Origin of the sequence: Prauserella muralis (assembly GCF_003202285.1) — a bacterium.
Taxonomy (GTDB): Bacteria; Actinomycetota; Actinomycetes; order Mycobacteriales; family Pseudonocardiaceae; genus Prauserella_B; species Prauserella_B muralis.
In genome coordinates, this window is record NZ_MASW01000005.1 from 653,596 (window position 1) to 674,394 (window position 20,799).

At 71.8% G+C, this 20,799-nt stretch carries 21 protein-coding genes; 15 read left to right on the forward strand and 6 right to left on the reverse strand.

Annotation, left to right across the window (positions count from 1 at the left end; translation table 11 throughout):
• Positions 1–22: 22 nt before the first annotated feature.
• The gene (locus BAY60_RS23895) at positions 23–472 is read right to left on the reverse strand and encodes a hypothetical protein (RefSeq protein ID WP_112283260.1); all 450 of its coding nucleotides are present in this window, start codon (positions 470–472) and stop codon (positions 23–25) included.
• 211 nt (positions 473–683) lie between these two features.
• Here BAY60_RS23895 and BAY60_RS23900 point away from each other — a divergent pair, with 211 nt between their 5' ends.
• The gene (locus BAY60_RS23900) at positions 684–1,247 is read left to right on the forward strand and encodes a copper chaperone PCu(A)C (RefSeq protein ID WP_146771070.1); all 564 of its coding nucleotides are present in this window, start codon (positions 684–686) and stop codon (positions 1,245–1,247) included.
• A gap of 5 nt (positions 1,248–1,252) precedes the next feature.
• Here the strand turns inward: BAY60_RS23900 and BAY60_RS23905 are convergent, their stop codons facing one another.
• A complete protein-coding gene (locus BAY60_RS23905) occupies positions 1,253–1,471 on the reverse strand; it encodes a hypothetical protein (protein WP_112283262.1) in 219 nt (72 codons plus the stop codon).
• A 200-nt stretch (positions 1,472–1,671) separates the two neighbouring features.
• On the opposite strand from BAY60_RS23905, the gene BAY60_RS23910 reads away from it, so the two are divergent.
• On the forward strand, positions 1,672–2,100 hold the full coding sequence (locus BAY60_RS23910) for a lipopolysaccharide assembly protein LapA domain-containing protein (protein WP_112283263.1): 429 nt from the start codon (positions 1,672–1,674) through the stop codon (positions 2,098–2,100).
• Here the strand turns inward: BAY60_RS23910 and BAY60_RS23915 are convergent.
• Positions 2,080–4,815, reverse strand: a complete 2,736-nt coding sequence (locus BAY60_RS23915) for a UxaA family hydrolase (protein WP_112283264.1) — start codon at positions 4,813–4,815, stop codon at positions 2,080–2,082. The two genes, BAY60_RS23910 and BAY60_RS23915, sit on opposite strands and share 21 nt — an antisense overlap.
• Positions 4,816–4,872: 57 nt before the next feature.
• Between BAY60_RS23915 and BAY60_RS23920 the strand changes: the two genes are divergently transcribed.
• The 6 genes from BAY60_RS23920 to BAY60_RS23945 all read left to right on the forward strand — a co-directional run bounded on the left by BAY60_RS23920 (position 4,873) and on the right by BAY60_RS23945 (position 9,581).
• Positions 4,873–5,559: a GntR family transcriptional regulator gene (locus BAY60_RS23920; protein ID WP_112283581.1), complete on the forward strand. Its 687-nt coding sequence runs from the start codon at positions 4,873–4,875 to the stop codon at positions 5,557–5,559.
• 127 nt (positions 5,560–5,686) lie between these two features.
• Positions 5,687–7,093, forward strand: a complete 1,407-nt coding sequence (locus BAY60_RS23925; protein ID WP_112283265.1) for an Nramp family divalent metal transporter — start codon at positions 5,687–5,689, stop codon at positions 7,091–7,093.
• A gap of 110 nt (positions 7,094–7,203) precedes the next feature.
• On the forward strand, positions 7,204–7,683 hold the full coding sequence (locus tag BAY60_RS23930) for a DUF2975 domain-containing protein (RefSeq protein WP_112283266.1): 480 nt from the start codon (positions 7,204–7,206) through the stop codon (positions 7,681–7,683).
• Complete coding sequence (locus BAY60_RS23935; RefSeq protein WP_112283267.1) at positions 7,683–7,892, forward strand: helix-turn-helix domain-containing protein; 210 nt, start codon at positions 7,683–7,685, stop codon at positions 7,890–7,892. The genes BAY60_RS23930 and BAY60_RS23935 overlap by 1 nt, the downstream gene beginning before the upstream one ends.
• Positions 7,893–7,978: 86 nt before the next feature.
• On the forward strand, positions 7,979–8,440 hold the full coding sequence (locus BAY60_RS23940) for a nitroreductase family deazaflavin-dependent oxidoreductase (protein ID WP_112283268.1): 462 nt from the start codon (positions 7,979–7,981) through the stop codon (positions 8,438–8,440).
• Positions 8,441–8,591: 151 nt separating this feature from the next.
• The gene (locus tag BAY60_RS23945) at positions 8,592–9,581 is read left to right on the forward strand and encodes an LLM class F420-dependent oxidoreductase (protein WP_112283269.1); all 990 of its coding nucleotides are present in this window, start codon (positions 8,592–8,594) and stop codon (positions 9,579–9,581) included.
• 41 nt (positions 9,582–9,622) lie between these two features.
• Here the strand turns inward: BAY60_RS23945 and BAY60_RS23950 are convergent, their stop codons facing one another.
• From BAY60_RS23950 to sigJ, 3 genes are all read right to left on the reverse strand, one after another.
• Complete coding sequence (locus BAY60_RS23950) at positions 9,623–10,612, reverse strand: fibronectin type III domain-containing protein (protein WP_112283270.1); 990 nt, start codon at positions 10,610–10,612, stop codon at positions 9,623–9,625.
• A 6-nt stretch (positions 10,613–10,618) separates the two neighbouring features.
• The gene (locus BAY60_RS23955) at positions 10,619–12,523 is read right to left on the reverse strand and encodes a M4 family metallopeptidase (RefSeq protein WP_170160525.1); all 1,905 of its coding nucleotides are present in this window, start codon (positions 12,521–12,523) and stop codon (positions 10,619–10,621) included.
• A 316-nt stretch (positions 12,524–12,839) separates the two neighbouring features.
• Positions 12,840–13,715: an RNA polymerase sigma factor SigJ gene (sigJ, locus tag BAY60_RS23960; RefSeq protein ID WP_112283272.1), complete on the reverse strand. Its 876-nt coding sequence runs from the start codon at positions 13,713–13,715 to the stop codon at positions 12,840–12,842.
• Between the two features lie 465 nt (positions 13,716–14,180).
• Between sigJ and BAY60_RS23965 the strand changes: the two genes are divergently transcribed.
• The 7 genes from BAY60_RS23965 to BAY60_RS23995 all read left to right on the forward strand — a co-directional run bounded on the left by BAY60_RS23965 (position 14,181) and on the right by BAY60_RS23995 (position 20,798).
• Entirely contained in the window at positions 14,181–14,822 is a 642-nt protein-coding gene (locus tag BAY60_RS23965) for a histidine phosphatase family protein (RefSeq protein ID WP_112283273.1), read from the forward strand.
• Positions 14,823–14,831: 9 nt separating this feature from the next.
• A complete protein-coding gene (locus tag BAY60_RS23970; protein WP_112283274.1) occupies positions 14,832–15,761 on the forward strand; it encodes an SMP-30/gluconolactonase/LRE family protein in 930 nt (309 codons plus the stop codon).
• 444 nt (positions 15,762–16,205) lie between these two features.
• On the forward strand, positions 16,206–16,937 hold the full coding sequence (locus tag BAY60_RS23975) for an MHYT domain-containing protein (protein ID WP_245992775.1): 732 nt from the start codon (positions 16,206–16,208) through the stop codon (positions 16,935–16,937).
• 81 nt (positions 16,938–17,018) lie between these two features.
• A complete protein-coding gene (locus BAY60_RS23980) occupies positions 17,019–19,364 on the forward strand; it encodes a sensor histidine kinase (protein ID WP_112283276.1) in 2,346 nt (781 codons plus the stop codon).
• A 45-nt stretch (positions 19,365–19,409) separates the two neighbouring features.
• Positions 19,410–19,844 carry a roadblock/LC7 domain-containing protein gene (locus BAY60_RS23985; protein WP_112283277.1) on the forward strand — a complete coding sequence of 145 codons (435 nt, stop codon included), beginning with the start codon at positions 19,410–19,412 and terminating at the stop codon, positions 19,842–19,844.
• On the forward strand, positions 19,841–20,209 hold the full coding sequence (locus tag BAY60_RS23990) for a DUF742 domain-containing protein (protein WP_245992776.1): 369 nt from the start codon (positions 19,841–19,843) through the stop codon (positions 20,207–20,209). Before BAY60_RS23985 ends, BAY60_RS23990 begins: the two co-directional genes overlap by 4 nt.
• The gene (locus BAY60_RS23995; RefSeq protein ID WP_112283278.1) at positions 20,190–20,798 is read left to right on the forward strand and encodes a GTP-binding protein; all 609 of its coding nucleotides are present in this window, start codon (positions 20,190–20,192) and stop codon (positions 20,796–20,798) included. Before BAY60_RS23990 ends, BAY60_RS23995 begins: the two co-directional genes overlap by 20 nt.
• The last annotated feature ends 1 nt before the right edge of the window (position 20,799 follow it).

The window sequence follows — 20,799 nt, forward strand, 5'->3', positions numbered from 1 at the left end:
GAAGGCGCGCCACACCCGCCGGTCAGCCACCGCTGTTCCCGGTGCCGGTCGTGCCGGTCGTGCCGGGATCCGGGTTGATCCTGTTGGCGACGAGGAACTCCTCGCTGTCGTACGGCGAGTACAGGTCCGCCTCGCCGAGCGCGAAGTCCTGGTTGTACTGGTCGTAACGAAACTGCCGAACCTTGCCGGTGACCTGGACGACGTCGCCTTCCTGCACGTTCTTCCTGGCCTTTCGGGCGACCACGAGCAGCGAGTCGTCGCCGTAGTCCTCGCCGGAGAGCACGAAGCTGCGCTGGTTCAGCACGTTCGTGACGTTGGCGCTCACGGTCACTGTCTGCCCGACGTACTGCTCGTCGCCGAAGTAGTCGTTCTCGGCGATGTCCTCCACGTCGGCACCCTGCTCGCCGCCCGCGCTGTCGTCGTTGCCGCACGCGACTGCACCGAGCGGTGCGACGGCGAGCGCACAGGCCACGGCGGTGCGGGCGGACGAGCCGGGATTGACGATTCCGCATGGATCGCTCCTTGTCTTGACGGTGTGGTGTCCGGATCCGTGCGGGGCCCACGCACAGCCGGTGCCCTACCCGGACGCCACAGCGGTCAAAACGGACAAAGAGCACCCGTTGCCGGGTCGTAACCTTCCGGCGGACAGGCGTCAGGTCGCGCTGGCCGGGTAGCCGACACACATGAGCTGGACACGACACGCGGTGCCCCGGGCCGCCGTGGGGCTTCTCGCCGCGGGGGCGCTGGCCGCGCTCGGCGGCTGCGCCGACGCGCAGGCGGAGAAGTCGGCGGGCACCATCGGCACCAACGTGGAGGCAGGCGACATCGAGCTGCGCAACGTCGTCGTGGAGCCACCGGACGACGGGCGGGCCTACCGCCCCGGAGAGGACGCCGTCGTGCGGTTCTCCCTGTTCAACGACGGCGAGCGGCGGCATACCCTCGTCCGGGTCGAGGCGAACCAGGCCCGGACCGCCACCCTGCACTGGGACCGGTTCTGCGACGGCACGGCCGAGCGGGTGTCCCGCCTCCCGGTCCCCGCGGGCGGCGCCGTGCCGGGCTCGGCGCGCGACCCCGCCGACGGAGCCACCTACTACGCGACGATGGAGAACATCACGAACACGATCCGGCCCGGCACGACCACCGGGCTGGTATTCGTCTTCGCCGACGCCGGGCGCGTGCCGGCCGACGCCCTGGTCTACGCGACCGAACGCCCGGCACTGCCCGGCCTCGGCTGTGAGCCGTACTGAGGCTGCTACCGCCGCTTCGGACCGGCGTCCACGTCGGAGCGCTGCTTGCCCCTGCGCGGCGAGGTGATCCGCTCCTCGTGGTCGGCCTTGCCGGGCAGGTGCTCCCTTGGCTTCGACGCCCCGAGCGTCACCTGGGAACGGCTGGCGGGCACGCCGTGCTCGTGCCGGGCCTCGTTGGCCTTCTTCCTGCGCTGGCGGTTGTCGCCTTCCATCTGCTTGCCCATGGTCGACACCTCCTCGGTGCTGGGGGCCGTTCCCGCGGTGTACCCGGGTGGCGTGGGGCCGACACGGCCGCGATGCGGCGCCCGGGCTGGGCCACCGGACGAGTGGCCTTCGGGACGCGGTCGCGGCCGGCGCCGCCGTCACCCGGACGCGCGTGCTCGCTCACCAAGCGATGTCGCCGCCACCGCGCGATGATGGGGGCATGAGTAGCACAGCTGGGTCGAACGGCGGCAAACGGCCACGTACCCGGGAGAGCGACCCCGAGACGCCGGGCACCCTGCCCGCGTCCTCGCCGAACGGTACCGACGGCGAACCGGCACCGGCCCCGCCCACCACGGCCGAGCGTCCCGCCGCGGCCGACCGCACGCGGATCAGCGCGGCGTGGGCGGCCGCGATCGTCGGCGCGATCGTGCTGGTCCTGCTGCTGATCTTCATCCTGCAGAACCAGGACGCCGTGACCGTCACGTTCCTGGGGCTGTCCGGCTCGCTGCCGCTGGGTGTCGCGCTGCTGCTCGGCGCCGTCGCCGGTGCGCTGCTGGTGGCGCTGCTGGGCGCGGCCCGCATCCTGCAGCTGCGCAGGCGGTTTCGCCGGGTGGGCCGCTCCGGCGCCTCACATCGAGGTGCCGAGTAGCCCTCTCGTCACCTGGAAGCCGACGTTGCCCGCCGCCAGGGCCCGGGAGTGACGTTCCCCGGAGGCCACGGCGACCAGGGCATCGAGCACCTGCCGCGCCTGCGTGCCCGCGTCGCCGCCGAGCGCGGCGTCCAGGTCGCCGCCATGCCGGTTCAGCGTGTCCGCCTCGGCGCTCACCTGCACCAGCGGCACGAGCCTCGGCGAGGTGAGCGCTCCACCGGCCACGTGCGCGAGCACGAGCTGCGCACCGCAGGCGCCGAGCCCTGTGGCCGTCTCCAGCCAGTCGGTGCTCGGCGCGCGCATCACGTGCCAGCCGGGTGCGGAGGGTCGCTGGCCGTGAGCCAGTGTCGGGCGCACGGGCTGCGCCGCGCCGAACGCGGCCCGGCGGAACGTCTCGTCGGCGAGCAGACCGCCACGCGAGGACAGCAACACGGTGCCACCGGCGGCGACGATCCGGTGCCCGGTCTCGGCCAGCGCCCGCGCCGTCGCCGCCGTCAGTGCCCCGCGCGCCTCCAGCCCGACGGCGAGGCTGCCCAGGTCGCCGGTGACCGGCACCGGTGCCGTCAGCCCGGCGGCCGCGTCGGCGAACCACGCCCGCACTCGCTCGGTCACCGCGGCGATGCCACCGTCGCGCTGGATGCCGGCCCAGCCGAACCGCGCGGGGTCGGCGCCCGCCTCGACGAGCCGGGACCGGAAGTAGTCGTTGTGGGTCTTCTCGCAGCCGTGTTCCAGCAGCAGCGCGAACCGCACGTGCGGATGGGTCAGGCAGCCGAGCATGATCCGCGCGTAGGTCTCCTCCGAGGCACCGGAACTGGCACCGCAGCCCTCGGTGTGCGGCAGCGCGACCACCCGGGACACCGTGTCGCCGAGCCAGTCCTGCTGTCCGGCCCGCTCGGCGATCCGCAGCGCGACCTGCCCCGAGCACAGGCTGGTCGGCAGCACCAGGGCGACGTGCTCGGGCACGGCACGGCCGTCGGCGGCAAGCAGCCGCACCGGCCGCGTGCCATCGTCCGGAGTGGACACCGGTATCGGGATCCCCGGCAACGGTGCGTCCCGTTCGTCGTCCGAGACGGCCGGTGCGGCCAGGCTCACCGCCACCGGTGTGCGCGGCCGGGTCTGCTTCCAGTCGCGCCAGATCGACACCTGGCTGTGCCCGGCGCGCTCCCCCGCCGTCGGCTCCCCTGACGCGGCGCGCACCGTCTGCGCAAACACCTCGGCGGTGAGTTCGGCCATCGGGGTGCCGGTGAGAAAGCGGCCCGCGTCCACGTCCATCTCGTGCCGGAGCAGTCTGTAGCGCGGCGTCGTGGTGACGAACTTCAGCGTCGGCACGAACGGGAAGTTGGTGATGGAGCCGTTGCCGGTGGTGAAGAAGATGAGGTTGCAGCCCGCGGCCACCTCCCCGGCGACGGACTCCAGGTCGTTGCCCGGGCTGTCCATGAACGTGAAGCCGGGACCGGCAAGCGGTTCGCCGTAGCCGATGACGTCGTCGAGCCGCAGGCCGCGATCCCGTTTCCGCGCGGCACCGACGGACTTGAGCACGATGTTGTAGAGACCGCGATACAGGTTGCCGCCCGACGGGTTGCCCTCGGCGGTGTGACCGTGGCGGCCGACGCGTTCGGTGAACGACGCGATCGCCGCGAGGAAGCGACGGGCCACGTCGGCGGTGCGGACGTTCTCCAGCACGTAGCCCTCGGCGCCGATCAGCTCGTCGGTCTCGGCCAGCACCGCCGCTCCCCCGTGCCGGATCACCTCCCGCGCGACCGCACCGGCCAGTGGGTTCGCGGTGATGCCGGAGAAGGCGTCCGACCCTCCACACTGGAGGGCGATCCGGAGGTCGGCGACCGGGCGCTCGGTGCGGGCCTGCGCGGCCATGGGCTCGAGCCAGCCGGCCACGACACCGGCCGCGGCGGCGAGGTCGTCGGCGAACGAGCCGCGGCGGGTGAAGAAGGCGTGCATCGGCGGCAGCGGCGGGTAGCCGTGGGCGCGCAGGTACTCGCGCAGGTGCTCACCGGTGACGGGTGAGCCGGGTTCGTCCACGACGAGCACGGCGCCGACGTTGGGATGGACCAGGAAACCCGCCAGCGCCGACAGCAGGAAGGCGAGGTTGTTGGGCGCGTGGTCCTCGCCGCCCTCGGTGTGCGCGACGGGCACCACGCCGTCGAGCCCCGCTCCGGCTGCGCCGGAGAACCGGCGCGCCAGCTCGGTGACGAACGCGCCGCTGCGCGACGTCGTCCCCACCACGACGACGTGGTTGCGGGTGCCCGCAGGGCCGTGCTCCCTGGCGAAGCCCCGGAAGGTGGCGGGAACGGCCACGGGGTCGATCTGCTCGCCGAGCCGCAGCGCCGACTCCTCCAGGCGGTAGGGCTCCAGCGGCACGTCCTCTGCCGACGGCTCCGATGGCAGGCCGCTCACGCCCCGGGACCGCAGGACGTCGAGGCTGCGGGCCGTGCACACGTAGTCGCCGGGACGCAGGTCACGCAGCGCGCGGGCGAACGGCGTCGACCACGACAGCAGCGGCGCGCCCTGCTCGACCGCGCGCACGACGAAGCGGTGGCCCTCCGGCACCGCGTGCCGCAGCGTCAACGTGCGCTCACCGAGCTCGATGCTGCTGCCCTCGGCCAGCGACCGCGACGCGATGGCGGCGTTGTCACCGGGTTCGGGCAGGACCGCCACCTCGCCGAAGCCGAAGCGCACCGGCTGCTTCCCTTCCGTCATGTCCGTCGATCCTATAGGATCCACGGAACGCTCACCATGATCCGAGGGCGGATGCGCATGAGTGACCTGACCGCACCGGAGCGGGCCAAACCCCGCCGCCACGTGCTCGCCGACGAGGTGTACGTGGCGATCAAGGCCATGCTCATGGATCACGTGATCCGGCCCGAGGCCCGGGTGTCGATCGACGGGCTCGCTCGCGAGTTCGAGGTCTCCCCCACGCCGGTGCGCGAGGCACTGGCGCGGCTGGAGTCGGACGGCCTGGTGAGCAAGGAGCCACTCCGGGGCTACCGTGCGACCCCGTTGCTCACCCGCGAACAGCTCGACGACCTGTACCAGTTCCGCAGGCTCATCGAGCCGTGGGCCGCGCGGCGCGCCGCCGAGAACATCGACGACGCGGGCGCGAGCGCGCTGCGCGAGGAACTGGCCTCCGCGGTGGTGCCCTCCGGCGACGGGTTCCGCGCCTATCAGGGGTTCGCCGCACACGACACGCGGTTCCACGCGCTGCTCACGCGGTTGTCCGGCAGCGAACAGGTGCGCCTCGCGTTCGAGCGGACCCACTGCCACCTGCACATCTTCCGGCTGTACTTCGCGCACGACATCGGCTCCGAGGCGCTGGCCGAGCACCAGCGGATCGCCGACGCCGTCATCGACGGCGACCCGTCCGGCGCCGAGCAGGCGATGCTCGACCACCTCGACACGTCCCGGATCCAGCGGCTGCACACCGTCCACCCCGAATCGCGCTAGAACGCGCAGCCCCCGTCCCCCGGTAACTCCCACGGCAGGAGGTGTCGCACCCGTCGCCGAGAAGGGGCACTGTGCGGACCTGCCCCTTCTCCCGTGTCCAGGACTGGCGCAAGGAAAGGGATTCGACGTGACCACACACAGCGCTGTGCCCGTGGCCGACCCCTACGTACTGACACCGGACGGAATCAAGGAACCACCCTCGGGCTGGCGGGCGAGCCTGCGTTACCTTGGCCCGGGCCTGATCACCAGCGCCTCGATCGTGGGCTCCGGCGAGCTGATCGCCACCACGACCCTCGGCGCCGAGGCCGGCTTCGCACTGCTGTGGCTGGTCGTCTTCAGCACGCTCGTGAAGGTGGCCGTGCAGGTGGAGCTGGCCCGCTGGACGATCACCACCGGCCAGCCCGCGCTCACCGGATACAACAAGGTGCCGCCGAAGCTCGGCAGGCTGGGCTGGATCAACGTGCTGTGGCTGGTGCTCGCGCTCACCAAGCTGCTGCAACTCGGCGGGATCATCGGTGGCGTCGCCGTGGCCTGCAGCATCCTCATCCCGCTGGACAGCGACCCGCTGGGATTCCGGTCGCTGGCCATCTGGACGACGTTCCTCGCGATCGTCAGCATCGTCATGCTGTACAAGAACCGGTACCGGCTCATCGAACGCGTCGCCGTGGTGCTCGTGGTCGCGTTCTCCTTCGCGACCGTGGTGATCGCTCTCGGATTGCCGTTCACCCCGCACGCCTACAGCGCGGGCGACCTCGCGGGGGGCCTGACGTTCCTCATTCCCGCCGGCGCGCTCGGTGCCGCCCTCGCCATGTTCGGCATCACCGGGGTGGGCGCCGACGAGGTGACGTTCTACACCTACTGGTGTGTCGAGAAGGGCTACGCCCGCTGGGTCGGCCCGAACGACGGCAGTGAGGCGTGGCTGCGGCGCGCCAACGGCTGGATCAGGGTGATGTACAAGGACGCCGTGCTGTCGTGGGTGATCTACACCTTCAGCACGCTCGCCTTCTACATCATGGGCGCCGCCGTGCTGAACCCGCAGGGGCTGGTGCCCGAGGGCAACGACATGATCACCACCCTGTCCACCATCTACACCGGCACGCTCGGCGAGTGGGCGAGCACGATGTTCCTCATCGGCGCGATCGTCGTGCTCGGCTCGACGATGTGGGCGTCGATCCCCAGCTGGGCGCGCATGTACACCAACGTGCTCGCCACCATGGGGGTGCTCGACTGGCAGGACCCCGTCGCCCGGCTCCGCTGGATCCGGGTGTTCACCGTGGCGCTGCCGATCGTGTGGGGCCTGGCGTACCTGGTGATCCAGTCGCCGGTGATCATGGTGCAGATCGGTGGCGTGATGACGGGCGTGTTCCTGCTCGCGATCGTGGTCGCGGTCTGGCACCTGCGCCGCACCGAGACCGACCCGCGGCTGCGCGGCGGCACGGCGTTCACCACCGTGCTGGTGGTCAGCAGCGTCGCCATCGCCCTGCTCGGCGTGTACACCCTGCTGGACGTCTTCGGCGTGACGCCGTCGGCGTGAGCTCGCTGCCCTGGTGGCCGGGCCGGCCAACGCCGGTCCGGCCGTCCTGGGCAACCGCCCCCCGATCCCGATCTATTGACTTTCGATAGATTCCACGCGAAACTCGATGCATGGTTGCAGAGCATCGGGCGGTAGCCCCTCTCCGTGTGTTCCTCGTGCTGCTGTTCGGCATCCTCGTCGTGTTCCAGACGATGTCGCTGCCAGGGCAGTTCGCGCACCTGGCGAGGGAGTCGCCGGAAATGGCCTACCTGCGATGGCCCGCGACGGCAGTGACGGTGTTCTGGGTGCTGTGTGTCCAGGTGGTGATCGTCTGCACCTGGAAGCTGCTGACCCTGGTGAAGAAGGACCGCATCTTCACGGACGCGTCCCTGCGCTGGGTCGACGCGATCGTGTGGGCGATCGTCGCCGCGTGGACGGTGCTGCTCGGCGTGTTTCTCTACGTCGGGTTCAACGCCGACGACCCCGGGCTGCCGCTGTTGCTGCTCCTGCTGCTGACCGGCGTCACCGTGCTGGCACTGCTGATGGTGGTGATGCGTGCGTTGCTGCGGCAGGCCACGAAGCTGCGCACCGACATGGAAGCGGTCATCTGATGCCGATCGTGGTGCGCATCGACGTCGAGCTGGCCAAGCGCAAGATGAGCGTCGGCGAGTTCGCCGAGCGGGTCGGTCTCACCCCGGCCAACGTGGCCGTACTCAAGAACGGCAGGGCGAAGGCGGTGCGGTTCAGCACCCTCGAGGCCATGTGCCGCGTACTCGGCTGCCAGCCCGGTGACCTGCTGGAGTGGGTCGAGGAGACGTAGCCCCTGCCGCCGACCGGTCAGGAATCGAGAAGCATCGGCGACCGGCCCGCCGTTAGCGTGACGGCCACCGTCACAGGAGGTCGCACATGACACAGAACGCACAGGCAGGCGGTCACGGGAGCGGGCCAGGAACGCTGTCCCGCTGGTTCCAGCGGCGCATGAACGCCCGCACGAACACCCGGATCCGGCGCAAAGGCGGCCGGGTCATGGGTATGGACCTGCTCATCCTGCACACGAAGGGGCGCCGCAGCGGACAACCCAGGGAGACGCCGGTGACGTGGTTCCCCGACGGGGAGGACACCTGGCTGGTCGTCGCGTCCGGGGGCGGGAACGCCCACCCCGACTGGTACGCCAACCTGATGGCACACCCCGGCGACGTCGCGATCGAGCTCCCCGGCCGTGGCACCGTGCCGGTGAGGCCGCACCGGCTCGACGGCGGCGAACGCGAGCAGGCATGGCAACGCGTCACCACGGCCCAGCCGCGCTACGAGAAGTACCAGCGCAAGAGCAAGCGGGAGTACCCCGTCATCCGGCTCACGGTCCGGTGACCCCCCGCCCGGCGCCGAGCCGAAGGGCACCGTGGGTACGCCATGCGCACCGAGGGTGCCCTTCGGCCCCGCGACGGCGGTGACGGCAGGGGCCACACCGCGCCGCGGCCCTCCCCTCGATGGCCCCCGCGGCGCGCTCTAGGGTCGCCGCATGCGTTTCGGAATGTTCGTACCGCAGGGCTGGCGGCTGGACCTCGCCGGCATCGCACCCGCCGACCAGTGGGCCACGATGCTGGACATCGCGCGCGCGGCCGAGGCAGGGCCGTTCGAGTCGATCTGGGTGTACGACCACTTCCACACCGTCCCCGTACCCACCACGGAGGCCACGCACGAGGCGTGGTCGCTGATGGCGGCATACGCGGCGGCGACCCAGCGCGTGCGACTGGGCCAGATGTGCACCTGCATGGGGTATCGCAACCCGGCCCACCTGGCGAAGGTCGCGGCCACAGTGGACGTCATCTCCGGCGGCCGCGTCGAGCTGGGCATCGGCGCGGGCTGGTACGAGCACGAGTGGCGGGCCTACGGCTACGGCTTTCCGTCCCCCGGCCGGCGGCTCGGGATGCTGGACGAGGGTGTCCGCATCCTGCGAGCACTCTGGACCGACGGCGAGGCGACCTTCCAGGGCGCGCACTACCAGGTCGACGGCGCGCTCTGCCGCCCGCTTCCCCTGCAGGACGAGGGCATTCCACTGTGGATCGCGGGTGGCGGGGAGAAAAAGACCCTGCGCATCGCCGCACGGCACGCCGACTACACCAACTTCCTCGGCACCCCGGAGGCGTTCCGGCACAAGTCGGAGGTCCTGGCGGCACACTGCGAGGATCTCGGCACGGACTTCGACGCCATCGTGCGCTCCGCCAACTACAACATCGTCCTCGGCGAGACCGAGCGCGACGTGCAGGCGAAACTCGACTGGATCCGGGCCCACTACGAGCCGCACGTGCCTGCCGACGTGCTGGCCTCGCAGCTGGACCAGTTCGCCGCCGGATACCTCGTGGGCACGCCGGAGCAGGTCGCCGAACGGCTCGCCGGGATGCGCGAGCTCGGCATGACGTACGCGATCCTGTACTTCGCCGAGGCCGCCTACGACCGCTCCGGCATCGAGCTGTTCACGCGCAGGGTCGCCCCCGAGCTGGCCCGCTGAGGCGGACCGGCGCGGAGGCGAGGCTGCTGCCCTCGCGTTGGCTACCGCACCGTCACGGTGCGCACCGGCGAGATGGAACCGAGGTAGCTCACGGTGCCGGAAGGGTAGATCACCCGGTACTGCCAGGTGGCCGTCGGCTTGCGGTAGAAGGCGTACCAGCCGCCGCCGCTGGTGCGCTTCGTGGCGACCGTGCCCCACGCGGTCGTGCCGTGGCGGCGGCTCTGCAGGCGCACGGTCCAGCCGGCGTAGCCGACGTTGTTGTCGGAGCGATACGCCCGCCCGCTGACCTTGACCGTGCCGCCCCGGCGCATGGTCGTCGGTGACAGCGTCTCCGACACCCTGGAGCCCGCGAGCCGTTTCGACACCGACGGTCCCGCGCCCGCCGCGCTGTAGGGCGTCACCCGGAACGTGTAACTGGTGCCGAACGCCAGCCCGGTGACGACCCTGCTGGTCGCGCCCGGGCTGATGTTGTCGATGATGCGCGATCCCGCGTACCACGTCAGCGTGATGCGGTAATTGCGCAGCCCGCTCGCCCCCGGCCACAGCGGCGGGCTCCACCGCACGGTGGCCCTGCCGAGGTCGCCGGTCGCGCCGATCGAGCCGGGCTCGCTCGGCGTGGCGCCGCCGCAGGCGTAGACGTTGACGTTGTCCAGTGTCCAGCCGTCGGCGAAGACCGCGGGGTCGGCGGTGATCCGCCAGCGCAGCTGTACCGTCTTGCCTGCGAGCGAGCTGAGGTCCACCCTGCTCGCGGCGTAGCCGTGGGTGTCGCCGCCGAAGCCACGGTACGTGGCGCCGGTCGAACCGTCCGGGTTGTACGGGGTGATCGTCACGGGCGTCACGCCCGCGCTGTCCCACGGCAGGGTCATCGCGCTGGCCCAGTTCTTGCCGCCGTTGGTGGTGTACTCGACGCGGCCGCCCGCCCAGTGCTCCCTGGGGAAGCCGGCGTCGCCGGGCCAGTACGCGAGCAGGAACTGGTGGTCGAAACGCAGGTAGGTCTTGACCCCGGACGGGATCTTGAGCGACTTCGTCACCCGCGCTTAGGTGTTCACCGGCCCGCCGCTCTGCCGGTCCGGCTCCAGTCCGTACAGGCTCTTCGTGCCACCCTTGGCGTAGCCGGTGACGTGCCGCCAGCCACCCGCGACCGCCCAACCGGAGCCGAGCGTGCTGCGCTCGAACGTGTCGAGGAAGAGGTTGCGCTTGGCGGAGTCGGTGCAGCCGGCGCTCGCCTCAGGGGCCTTCGCGTTGGCACTGAGCGGCTGCTTGTCCATCTCGGTGGCCGTCACCGCCTCGCCGACCTCGGTGCAGTCCGCGGCCACGATGCCGTCGGTGCCGATCAGGTTGGTGCACGCCTGCGGCAGGACACCGTGCAGGTCGCGGTAGTCGGCGCCCGAGGTCAGCATGGTCAGCGCCCGGTAGTAGATCTCGGCGGCCTTGGCGTAGCCGAGTCCGGTCACCGTCTGGCCGTTGAACGTGCGCGTGCCCGGCTCGGCGATCAGGTAGGCCGCCTTGTTGCCGACTCCGCTGTTGCCGTGCACACCGCCGCTGTCGAAGTCGCCGTCCGTCCACACGGGAGCGTCGTAGTGACCGCTCGTCATCCGGTCCGGATCGCCGTACAGGGTCGGATCGGCCATGTTCCGGACGGCACCTCCGGGCCCGTCCTCACCGAGCGCCCACGGCGCCGCCGCGCCCGCGTCGCGGCCGTTGGTCAGGTCGACGAGCTCGCCGAACACGTCCGACATCGACTCGTTGATCGCCCCGGACTGGTACCAGTACGCCAGGTCGGAGGTCTTCTCGGTCACCCCGTGCGCGAGTTCGTGCGCCACGATGTCGTCGGCCGAGGGGAAGCCCGCGCCGTAGTAGACGCCGTCGCCGTTCCAGAACGCGTTGACCATCGGGCAGCTCGGATCGAACGCCGACGGCAGGCAGTACCGGACCGTGGAGCGCAGCTTGGTGCCGTCGGAACCGCCCGCGCCGATCAGGGCGGTCAGGTCCACCCCCAGCTCGCCCGCGAAGAAGTCCGCCGTGTCACCGGCGTGGTCGTAGGCGGCGTTGACGTCGGCCACCCCGCTCGCCGCGCCGCCCTCGATCCGGGCCGCGCCCGGTGTGGCGCACGACGCGAGGGTCGGCTCGCCCCCGGTGGTGGTGTCGCGCACGTTGGCCCGGTCGCAGACCACGCGGTCGGCGGCCGCGACCTGGTTGTGGTGCAGCGCCACCGAGCCGTCCACGCGGTCGACCAGCACCCGGTGGCGGATGTAGGCCGGGCCGGTCACCTCGACCAGCCAGACGTGGCTCGCCCCTGCGCTCGCCGCCGGGCCGAGCAGCGCGGGGTCGTAGACGTACGCCCCGGCCTGCCCCGCGCGCAGCGCCGGGGTGCCGACGTGATGGGAGCGGGCCGCGACCGCCACGGCGGTGCGCCGGGCCTGCTCCGCGGTCACCGTCAGGTTGGCCGGCGACGGCGCGAGCGGGGTGGTCTCGCCGCTGACCGACCGCAGCCCGCCCTCGGCGTCCACGGCCACCGCCAGCTCGCCGCCGTACACGGGCACGCCGTCGACGGTCTGCCGGAACCGCACCATCGACGCGTCGCCTGCCAGCCGCTGGCTGCGCACGACCTGCAGGCCGACGCCCTCGCGGTCCAATGCCCACAGCGGTGCGTAGCGGCGCAGGTGCGCGGCCGCCTTGCGTTCCGGCGAGAACCGCGCCTGGATACCCGCGGGACGCTCCACGGGCGTGCCGTTGCGCGCGCCGACGAGGTGCACGACGCCGCGCCCGTCACGACGGATCGTCACCGCCCCCGCCGACTCCGACCGCAGCTCGCGTTCCGCGGCGGCCGACGGATCCACCGGCTCGGGCGGCTGCGCCACGGCGGCACTCGGCCCGATGGCGACCAGCCCGCCGACCAGCGCGAGCGCCGTCGCCGAGGCGATGCTTGTGACTCTGCGCACGAAAGTCCCCCATCGCACGAAAAGGCGGGCGCACTGCGGCGCCCGCACAACCCAGGTGAAGCCACACGACGAGACGAAGCCGCGTCCACGGCTGGGACCACCGGATCGGAACCGGCCCCGGGCGCGCTCGCGCAACATATCCGTCCACGGTGGACCGGCGTTACAGCGGTGACCCAACCGTTACCGCCAGGAGCCGCGGCGCTCCCGCGGCGCACGCGGGCAGGACGGCCCGAGAATCACCAAACCGGTTGCGGGCAGGCCGAACGCAACCCGGCGTACCACTCCCCTCCCGCTCCTCCTCCTGCGTGCTCGCCGATCAACGGAGCGCGCTGAGGTCGAGCCGGGCGATCCGCTCGGGGTCGGCGAGCACGTCGAGAGCGACGATCCGGTCGCCGACCACCGTGAAGGCCGCCACCGAGATGGGCTTGCCGTCGGCCATCGCGACCGCACCCGGTTCGCCGTTGACCAACGCGGGCACCGTGTGCTCGGCGATCCGCGCGAACGCCGTCGCGCCCCGCGCCACCTCCTGCGGGCCGCGCAGCACGACGCTCGGACGGAGCCTGCCGCCGTCGGTGCGCACCACCACGTCCGGATCCAGCACGGCGACGAGGGCGTCCAGGTCACCCCCGCGGGCCGCCGCGAGGAAGGCGTCCACGATCTCGCGCCGGCGAGCGAGATCGCCTTCCGGCTCCGGTGCCGTACCCTGTACGCGACGCCGCGCACGGCTGGCCAGCTTGCGCGTGGCCACCTCGGTCCGGCCGATGATCGGCGCGATCTCGTCGAACGGCATGGCGAACAGGTCGTGCAGCACGAACGCGAGCCGCTCGGCGGGGCTGAGCGTTTCGAGCACCACCAGCAGCGCGAGGCCGACCGAGTCGGCCAGCACGGCCTCGTGCTCGGGGTCGACGTCGTCCGGGCGCTCGACGACCGGGTCCGGCACGTACGGGTCCAGCGGCTCCTCGCGCCGCTGCTGGCGGGAACGCAGCATGTTCAGGCACACGCGGCCCACCACGGTCGTCAACCACCCGCCGAGGTTCTCGATCTCGCTGCTGTCGGTGCGGCTCAGCCGCAGCCAGGCCTCCTGCACCGCGTCGTCGGCCTCGGCCAGCGAGCCGAGCATCCGGTACGCCACCGCGCGCAGGTGCCCCCTGTGCTGCTCGAACCGGGTCGCCAGGAAGTCGGTCTCGTCCATCGGTCACGTTCCTCCGTTGCCTCGGGTCAGCGACATGACCCGCGGCAGCGGGCCGATGTGACCGGCGTGCGTGTCCACACATCGTCACACCGGCCACGGCCGCCCGGCGAAGCGCTCCGCGGGGCTCGTGGCGCAACCCCGCAGACCTGGGCCAGCGACGGCGTCGGGGCAGGCATCGCTGACTTGCCGTCCATGGTCGTCGCGCTGCGTCGACCACAGCAGAGCACAAAGTCCCCACCGGTCGAAGTCGCCCTGCCGTGGCGCCGTCCGCAGCCGGGCCACGGTGGCGGACGTGGCGGAGCGCTGAGGTGGCCCTGGGACTACTGAGGCCCGACTGTATAGGCCGTTATACATGCCGTGGGCGCCGGTCGTGGGCCGTCCGCCGTCCTGCGGCGCCTTGTAGCCTCTCGGCATGGAGATCGCCGGTCCGGTCCGCACGCGGCACCTCGACGGAGCAGCCGTCTGATGGGCGCCGTCTACCTCGTCCGGCACGGCCAGGCGTCCTTCGGCGCCGACGACTACGACAGGCTCTCCGAGGTCGGCGCCGAGCAGTCCGCCGCGGTCGGCAAGGAACTGCGCAGGCGGGGACTGGAGTTCACCGGCGTGTACTGCGGGACGATGACCCGTCAGCGAGACACGGCGCTGGCCGCGGGCTTCGAGCCGGTGCAGGACGCGCGCTGGAACGAGTACGACTTCCTCGACGTGCTGCGCGGGCATGGCAGCGGCAACCCCGACCGCGGCGACCCGAGACGCTTCCAGGCCGCACTCGACGAGGCACTGCTCGCGTGGGTCGCGGCCGCCGAGGGCAGCGACTGCGGCGAGAGCTGGCCCGCGTTCGCCGGCCGGATCGGCACGGCACTCGAGGACACCGTCACCGCACTGGGCAGGGGCGAGAACGCGCTGGTCTTCACCTCGGGCGGCGTGATCGGGGCCATCGCCGCGCTGCTGATCGGCGACCAGGCAGGCCGGTTCACTCCCCTGCATCGCGTGACCTGCAACGCGGGCATCACCAAGCTCGTCGCCGGACGCTCCGGCCTGACGCTCGTGGCGTTCAACGAGCACGGGCACTTCGAGGGCGAGGGCAGGCACCTGCTCACCTACCGCTGAGGAGCGACGATGCGATTCCGCAACCCGCGGCTGTTGCCCGTGGGCGCGCACGGCACCGAGGACGTGCTCGTCGACACCGAGGGCCGCCTCTACACCGGGGTGGCCGACGGCAGGATCCTGCGGGTCGACCCCGGCGGCGGCCCCGTCGAGACCGTCGCCGAGGTGCCGGGGCGCCCGCTCGGCCTGGAGTTCCTCGGCGAGGACGAACTCCTGGTGTGCGCCTCCGACGCGGGCCTGCTGACGGTCCGCATCGCCGACGGCACCGTCCGGACCTTGCTGCGCGGCGTGCCCGGCGCCCCGCTGCTGGCGTGCAACAACGCCGCCGTCGCGGACGACGGCACCGTGTACTTCAGCGACTCCTCGCGCTACTACGTGATCCCGAGGTGGCGGGTCGACATCATCGAGCACACCAGGAGTGGGCGCCTGCTGCGCCGCAACCCGGACGGCACGGTGGACCAGCTGCTCACCGGGCTCGACTTCGCCAACGGGGTCGCGCTCGCCGCCGACGGCTCGTTCGTGGCGGTGGCCGAGACCGGCGGCTGCCGGGTGAGCAGGCTCTGGCTCACCGGAGAGCGGGCGGGCAGCGTCGAGGTGCTGGCGGGCGAGTTGCCGGGCTACCCCGACAACATCTCGACCGGCAGCGACGGGCTGATCTGGGTCGCACTGCCCAGCCCGAGGGTCGCCGCGCTGGCGGCGATCCAGCGGCTGCCCCGGCCGGTGCGCGGTCTGGCCGCGCGGCTGCCGTCGTCGCTGCAGCCCAGCCCGAAGCCGCTCGCCGGCGTGCTCGGCGTCGACGCCGAGGGCCACGTGGCGCACCACTACGAGGGCGAGCTGCCGGGGTTTCGGATGCTGACCGGCGTCCGCGAGCAGGCGGGCACGCTGTATTTCGGGAGTCTGGAGGAGAGTTCGCTCGTCGTCGCGGAGCACCGGCCGTCCTGACGCGGGCGCCCGGCCCGCTTGGCGCAGGTCAGCACACAGGCGCCAACGAAAACAGTTCCGCGGTCGAATGCGCCCGCATCACCGCGCCCGGGATATGCCCTCCCGATTTCCAAGCCAATTCGTGGCGCGTTTTTTTCTGGTCCCAACGGGCATTTCCGAACACGGACAGAGTGGATGAATTCCGGCGGCGCGCTCTCTACATAGGACTGAACCAATCGCCCACAATCTGGCCCCCGCGCGACTTTGCGCAAACCCCACGTCACCTTCAGCGAACGCGAACCTACTTCGCGGTATTGTTGTAGTTTCCAGAAGAATTGCGTATGGTCGCCGTCCATCAGGTCTTCGGGGGAGCCTGTCGTGCTACTCGATGGGACGAAGATGGAGCAAGTCGGCTCTCTGACGGAGTTGGGTTTTGGTTGGATCACGCCTGTACTGTCCTACGTGATGGCGTGCGTCGGCAGCGCGCTCGGGCTGCGCTGCATGGTGCGTGCGCTGTCCGCGACGGGCCGTTCCCGGCGCAACTGGCTGGTCAACGGCGCCATGGCCATCGGCACCGGCATCTGGACGATGCACTTCATCGCCATGCTCGGGTTCCGGGTCACCGGCACCGACGTGCGCTATGACGTGCCGCTGACCGTGCTGAGCCTCGCGGTCGCGATCATCGTCGTCGGCATCGGCGTGTTCGCTGTCGGCTACAGCAAGTCCCGGGTGCTGTCCGTGCTCGTCGGCGGGCTCGTCTCCGGCGTCGGCGTGGCCGCGATGCACTACATCGGCATGGCCGCGATGCGCCTGTCCGGCGAGGTCAGCTACTCTCCCGTGATCGTCACCCTGTCGGTCGCGATCGCCGTCGCCGCTGCGACCGCCGCCCTCTGGGCGACGCTGACCATCCGCGGGCCGGCCTCGGCCGTCGGCGCGTCGCTGGTCATGGGCCTCGCGGTGAGCGCCATGCACTACACCGGCATGGCGGCGGTCTCGGTCGAGGTGCACCCCGGCCACGTGGTCGTGCCCGGCGCGACGCCGATGCAGTTCGTGTTCCCGCTCGCGGTGGTACTGGGCTCCTACCTGTTCCTCACGTCGGCGTTCGTGGCACTGTCGCCGGGGCCTGGCCTGACGAAGACGGTCCCGCCCGAAGGACAGCAGGCCGAACCCCCCAGGACCGCGCCGGTCCACAGCTGACCGTCACCGCCCCGCTCCGCGCCGCGCCGTCGCGAGCGCAGGCGTCCACCGTTTCGAACTCACGTCCGATGTGGAGACCTCATGTCCGTGCGTCACGGCATGCACGCCGCCTACTCGCAACCCCGGGCCCTGGTCCGCAGGCTGCGACCCCGCTCCGTCCGCGCGAAGATCGTCGCGCTGCTGATGGTGCCGGTCGTGTCGCTGATGGTGCTGTGGGCGCTCGCGACCGTGTCGGCCGTGCAGAACGCGTGGACAACGCGTCAGGCCGCCGAGCTCGGTGACGGGCTCGCCACGCCCGTCGCCGGGGTGGTCACGGCGTTGCAGCAGGAGCGGGCGATCGCCGCCCGCCACCTTGCGCGGTCGGACGGCGGCGACCGCGCCGAGCTGGAACAACGCCAGGTACGTTCCGACACGGCGCTGCGGTCGCTTGCGGACGCGACCGCGGTGGCCAGCGCCGACATCGCCAGCCTCGCCGCCGACGTCGGCACGCGCGTCGACACGCTGACCCAGTCGGTGCAACGGCTGCGCGAGGAACGGACCGCCGTGCTCAACCAGCGGGCGGACTGGCGCGCCACCTACGACGCCTACACCGGCACCATCCAGGACGCGTTCGCGGTCCAGCGCGCACTGGCCGACGCCCAGGGTGGCGGGTCGGCGCTGCCGGCGGTGCTGCTGGGCCAGATCGGTGAGCAGCTCGCGCAGCAGGACGCGATCGCCACCGCCGCCGAGGCCGCGGGCCGGATGAGCGCCGAGCAGCAACAGGCCTTCGCGACCGCGGTCGGCGGCCAGCGAACCCTCACGGCCAACCTGCTGCCCGACCTGGCGGAACCGCAGCGCGCCGCCTACCAGCGCCTGCTGGAGGGCGACCCCTACCGCTCGCTGGCCGGTCTGCAGGCAGGCGTGGTCGCCGACCCGTCCGGCAGGGCGGCGCCCGATGCCGTCGCGGGCGGGCGGTGGGGCTCGGCGATCGACCCGGTGACGCGCGACGTCGCCGCGATCGGCACCGCGCAGGCGGCGACAGCCGCCGCCGAAACGGCCGCGGCCAGCCGGTCCGCGCTGACCCAGGGCGGCGTGACCGTCGTGCTCGGACTGCTCGCCGTGCTGCTGGCCCTGGTGATCTCGGTCCGGATCGGACGCGGGCTCGTCGTCGAGCTCGTGGGACTGCGGAACTCGGCACTCGAACTGGCCAACCGCAGGCTCCCCCAGGCGATGCGGCGGCTGCGGGCGGGCGAGAAGATCGACGTCGACGCCGACGTGCCCGTGGTGCCGCCCGGCGAGGGGGAGGTCGGCCAGGTCGGCGACGCCCTCAATGCCGTGCAGCGCGCCGCCATCAAGGCCGCTGCCGAGCGCGCCGAACTGCTCACCGGCGTGTCCGGCGTCTTCGTCACCCTGGCCCGGCGAAGCCAGTCACTCGTGCACCGCCAGCTCAGCCTGCTGGACACCATGGAGCGACGCACCGAGGATCCGTCCGAACTGGAGGATCTGTTCCGGCTCGACCATCTGGCGGCCCGCATGCGCAGGCACGCGGAAGGCCTGATCATCATGTCCGGCGCGGCACCGGGCCGGACATGGAACAAGCCCGTTCCGCTGATGACGGCCGTCCGGTCGGCCGTGGCCGAGGTCGAGGAGTTCCAGCGGGTCGAGGTGCGGCGGATGCCGGACGTGGCCGTGCGGGGCTCGGCGGTGGCGGACCTGACCCACATGATCGCCGAGCTGGTGGAGAACGCGACGTCGTTCTCCCCGCCCAACACGACCGTGCTGGTGCACGGCGAGCCGGTCGGCGCGGGCTTCGTCGTGGAGATCGAGGACCGCGGGCTCGGCATGCGGCCCGAGACGATGGCCGAGGCCAACCGGCGGATCGCCGAGGCGCACCAGCTGGATCTGTTCGCCAGCGACCAGCTCGGCTTCTTCGTGATCAGCAGGCTGGCCCACCGGCAGAACATCACGGTGACCCTGCGCCGCTCCGCCTACGGCGGCACCACGGCCGTGCTGCTGCTCCCCTCGTCGATCCTGACCCACGACGAGGCGATCGAGTCCTCGGGCGAGCTGTACCCGGCGGTCCCGGCCACCACCACGGCACGCGCCCAGGTGACGCGCCGCCCCGAGGCGATGACCGGAACGCTGGTGCTGCCCGAGCAGGCTCCGCCCCGCTCCGCCGAGCCGATCCGGCAGCAGGCGCCCGCACCCCGGCCGGAGCGGCCCTCGGCACCACCACCGCCACCCCCGCCCCCGGTCGCGGACCCGCACGACGACATCACCGGCGGCCTGCCCCGGCGCACCCGGCAGGCGAGTCTCGCACCGGGGCTGCGCGGCGAGCCGGGTGACGACGCTCCCACCCCGGGAGCGGCTCCGCAGGCCTCCCCCGAACAGGCCCGCGCCACGATGTCCGCACTACAGCAGGGCTTCACCCGTGGGCGCCACGACTAGACCGCACCTGGCCCGGCGGCCGACGCGAGAACGAGGAGAGGACAGATGACGGAGGCCCCCGAGAACACCCGCGAGCTGTACTGGCTCCTGGACGAGCTGGTGAGCAAGGCACCCCGCGTCCGGCACGCCGTGCTGCTGTCGACCGACGGGCTGGCACTGGCGACCTCGTCGGGCATGACCCGCGAGGAGAGCGAGCACGTCGCCGCCGTCGCGTCGGCGCTCAACAGCCTCGCCAAGGGCGCGGGCAGGCAGTTCGACGCGGGCACCGTGCGACAGACGATGGTCGAACTGGAGGGCGGCTTCCTGTTCGTCATCGCCGCGGGCGGCGGCACCTGCCTCGCGGTGTTCGCCGAGGCGGGCACGGACATCGGTCTCGTCGCCTACGAGATGGCGCGGCTGGTCGGGCAGGTCGGCGAGCACATGTACACCGCGCCGCGCATGAACGGCAACGCCGTCCTCCCGGAACGGACGGTGCCGTGAGCAGCGAGCGGTGGTTCGGCGACGACTCGGGCCCCATGGTCCGGCTCTACGCGCTGACCAGGGGCCGGGCCCGGCCGAACGGCGAGTTCCTCGACGTCATCGCGCTCATCGGGGCCAGCACGCTGCCCGAACACGACCTCACGCTGAGCCCCGAGCAGGCGGCGATCCTCGACCTGTGCCGCACCACGGTGTTCTCGGTCGCCGAGATCGCGTCCAGGGTGAACCTGCCGCTGAATGTCTTACGGGTGCTGCTCGCCGACCTCGCCGAGGACGGGCACATCCGGGTCACCCACCCGACGTTGCCGGGCAGGCTGCCCGACGACCAGATACTGAGGGAAGTACTTGATGGACTCCGTGCGCTCTGATCTCCGGCAGGCAGGCATGCAGAGCTTCGTCGCGCTGAAGATCCTCATCGCCGGAGGCTTCGGGGCAGGCAAGACGACGATGGTGGGGGCGGTCAGCGAGATCCAGCCGCTGCGCACGGAGGAGTACCTCACCGAGGCCGGGCGGGGCGTGGACAACCCCGACGGGGTGGAGCGCAAGACCACCACGACGGTCGCCATCGACTTCGGCCGCATCACGTTCGACGATCGTATGGCGCTGTACCTGTTCGGCACGCCGGGGCAGGACCGGTTCTGGTTCTTCTGGGACGACATCGCCCAGGGCGCGCTCGGCGCGGTCGTCATCGCCGACACCCGCAGGCTGGAGGACTGCTTCCCGGCGGTGGACTACTTCGAGCGCAGGGAGATGCCGTTCGTCGTCGCGGTCAACTGCTTCGACGGTTCCCGCCGGTACCGCATCGACCAGGTTTCCGCGGCGCTCGACCTTGACCCCGGCACGCCGGTGGTGCTGTGCGACGCCCGCGACCGCACGTCGGCGAAGCAGGTGCTGATCACCCTCGTGGAACGGGTCCGGCAGGAGAAGCGGCAGGCCTCGGCCGCGGTGTCCCGCTGAC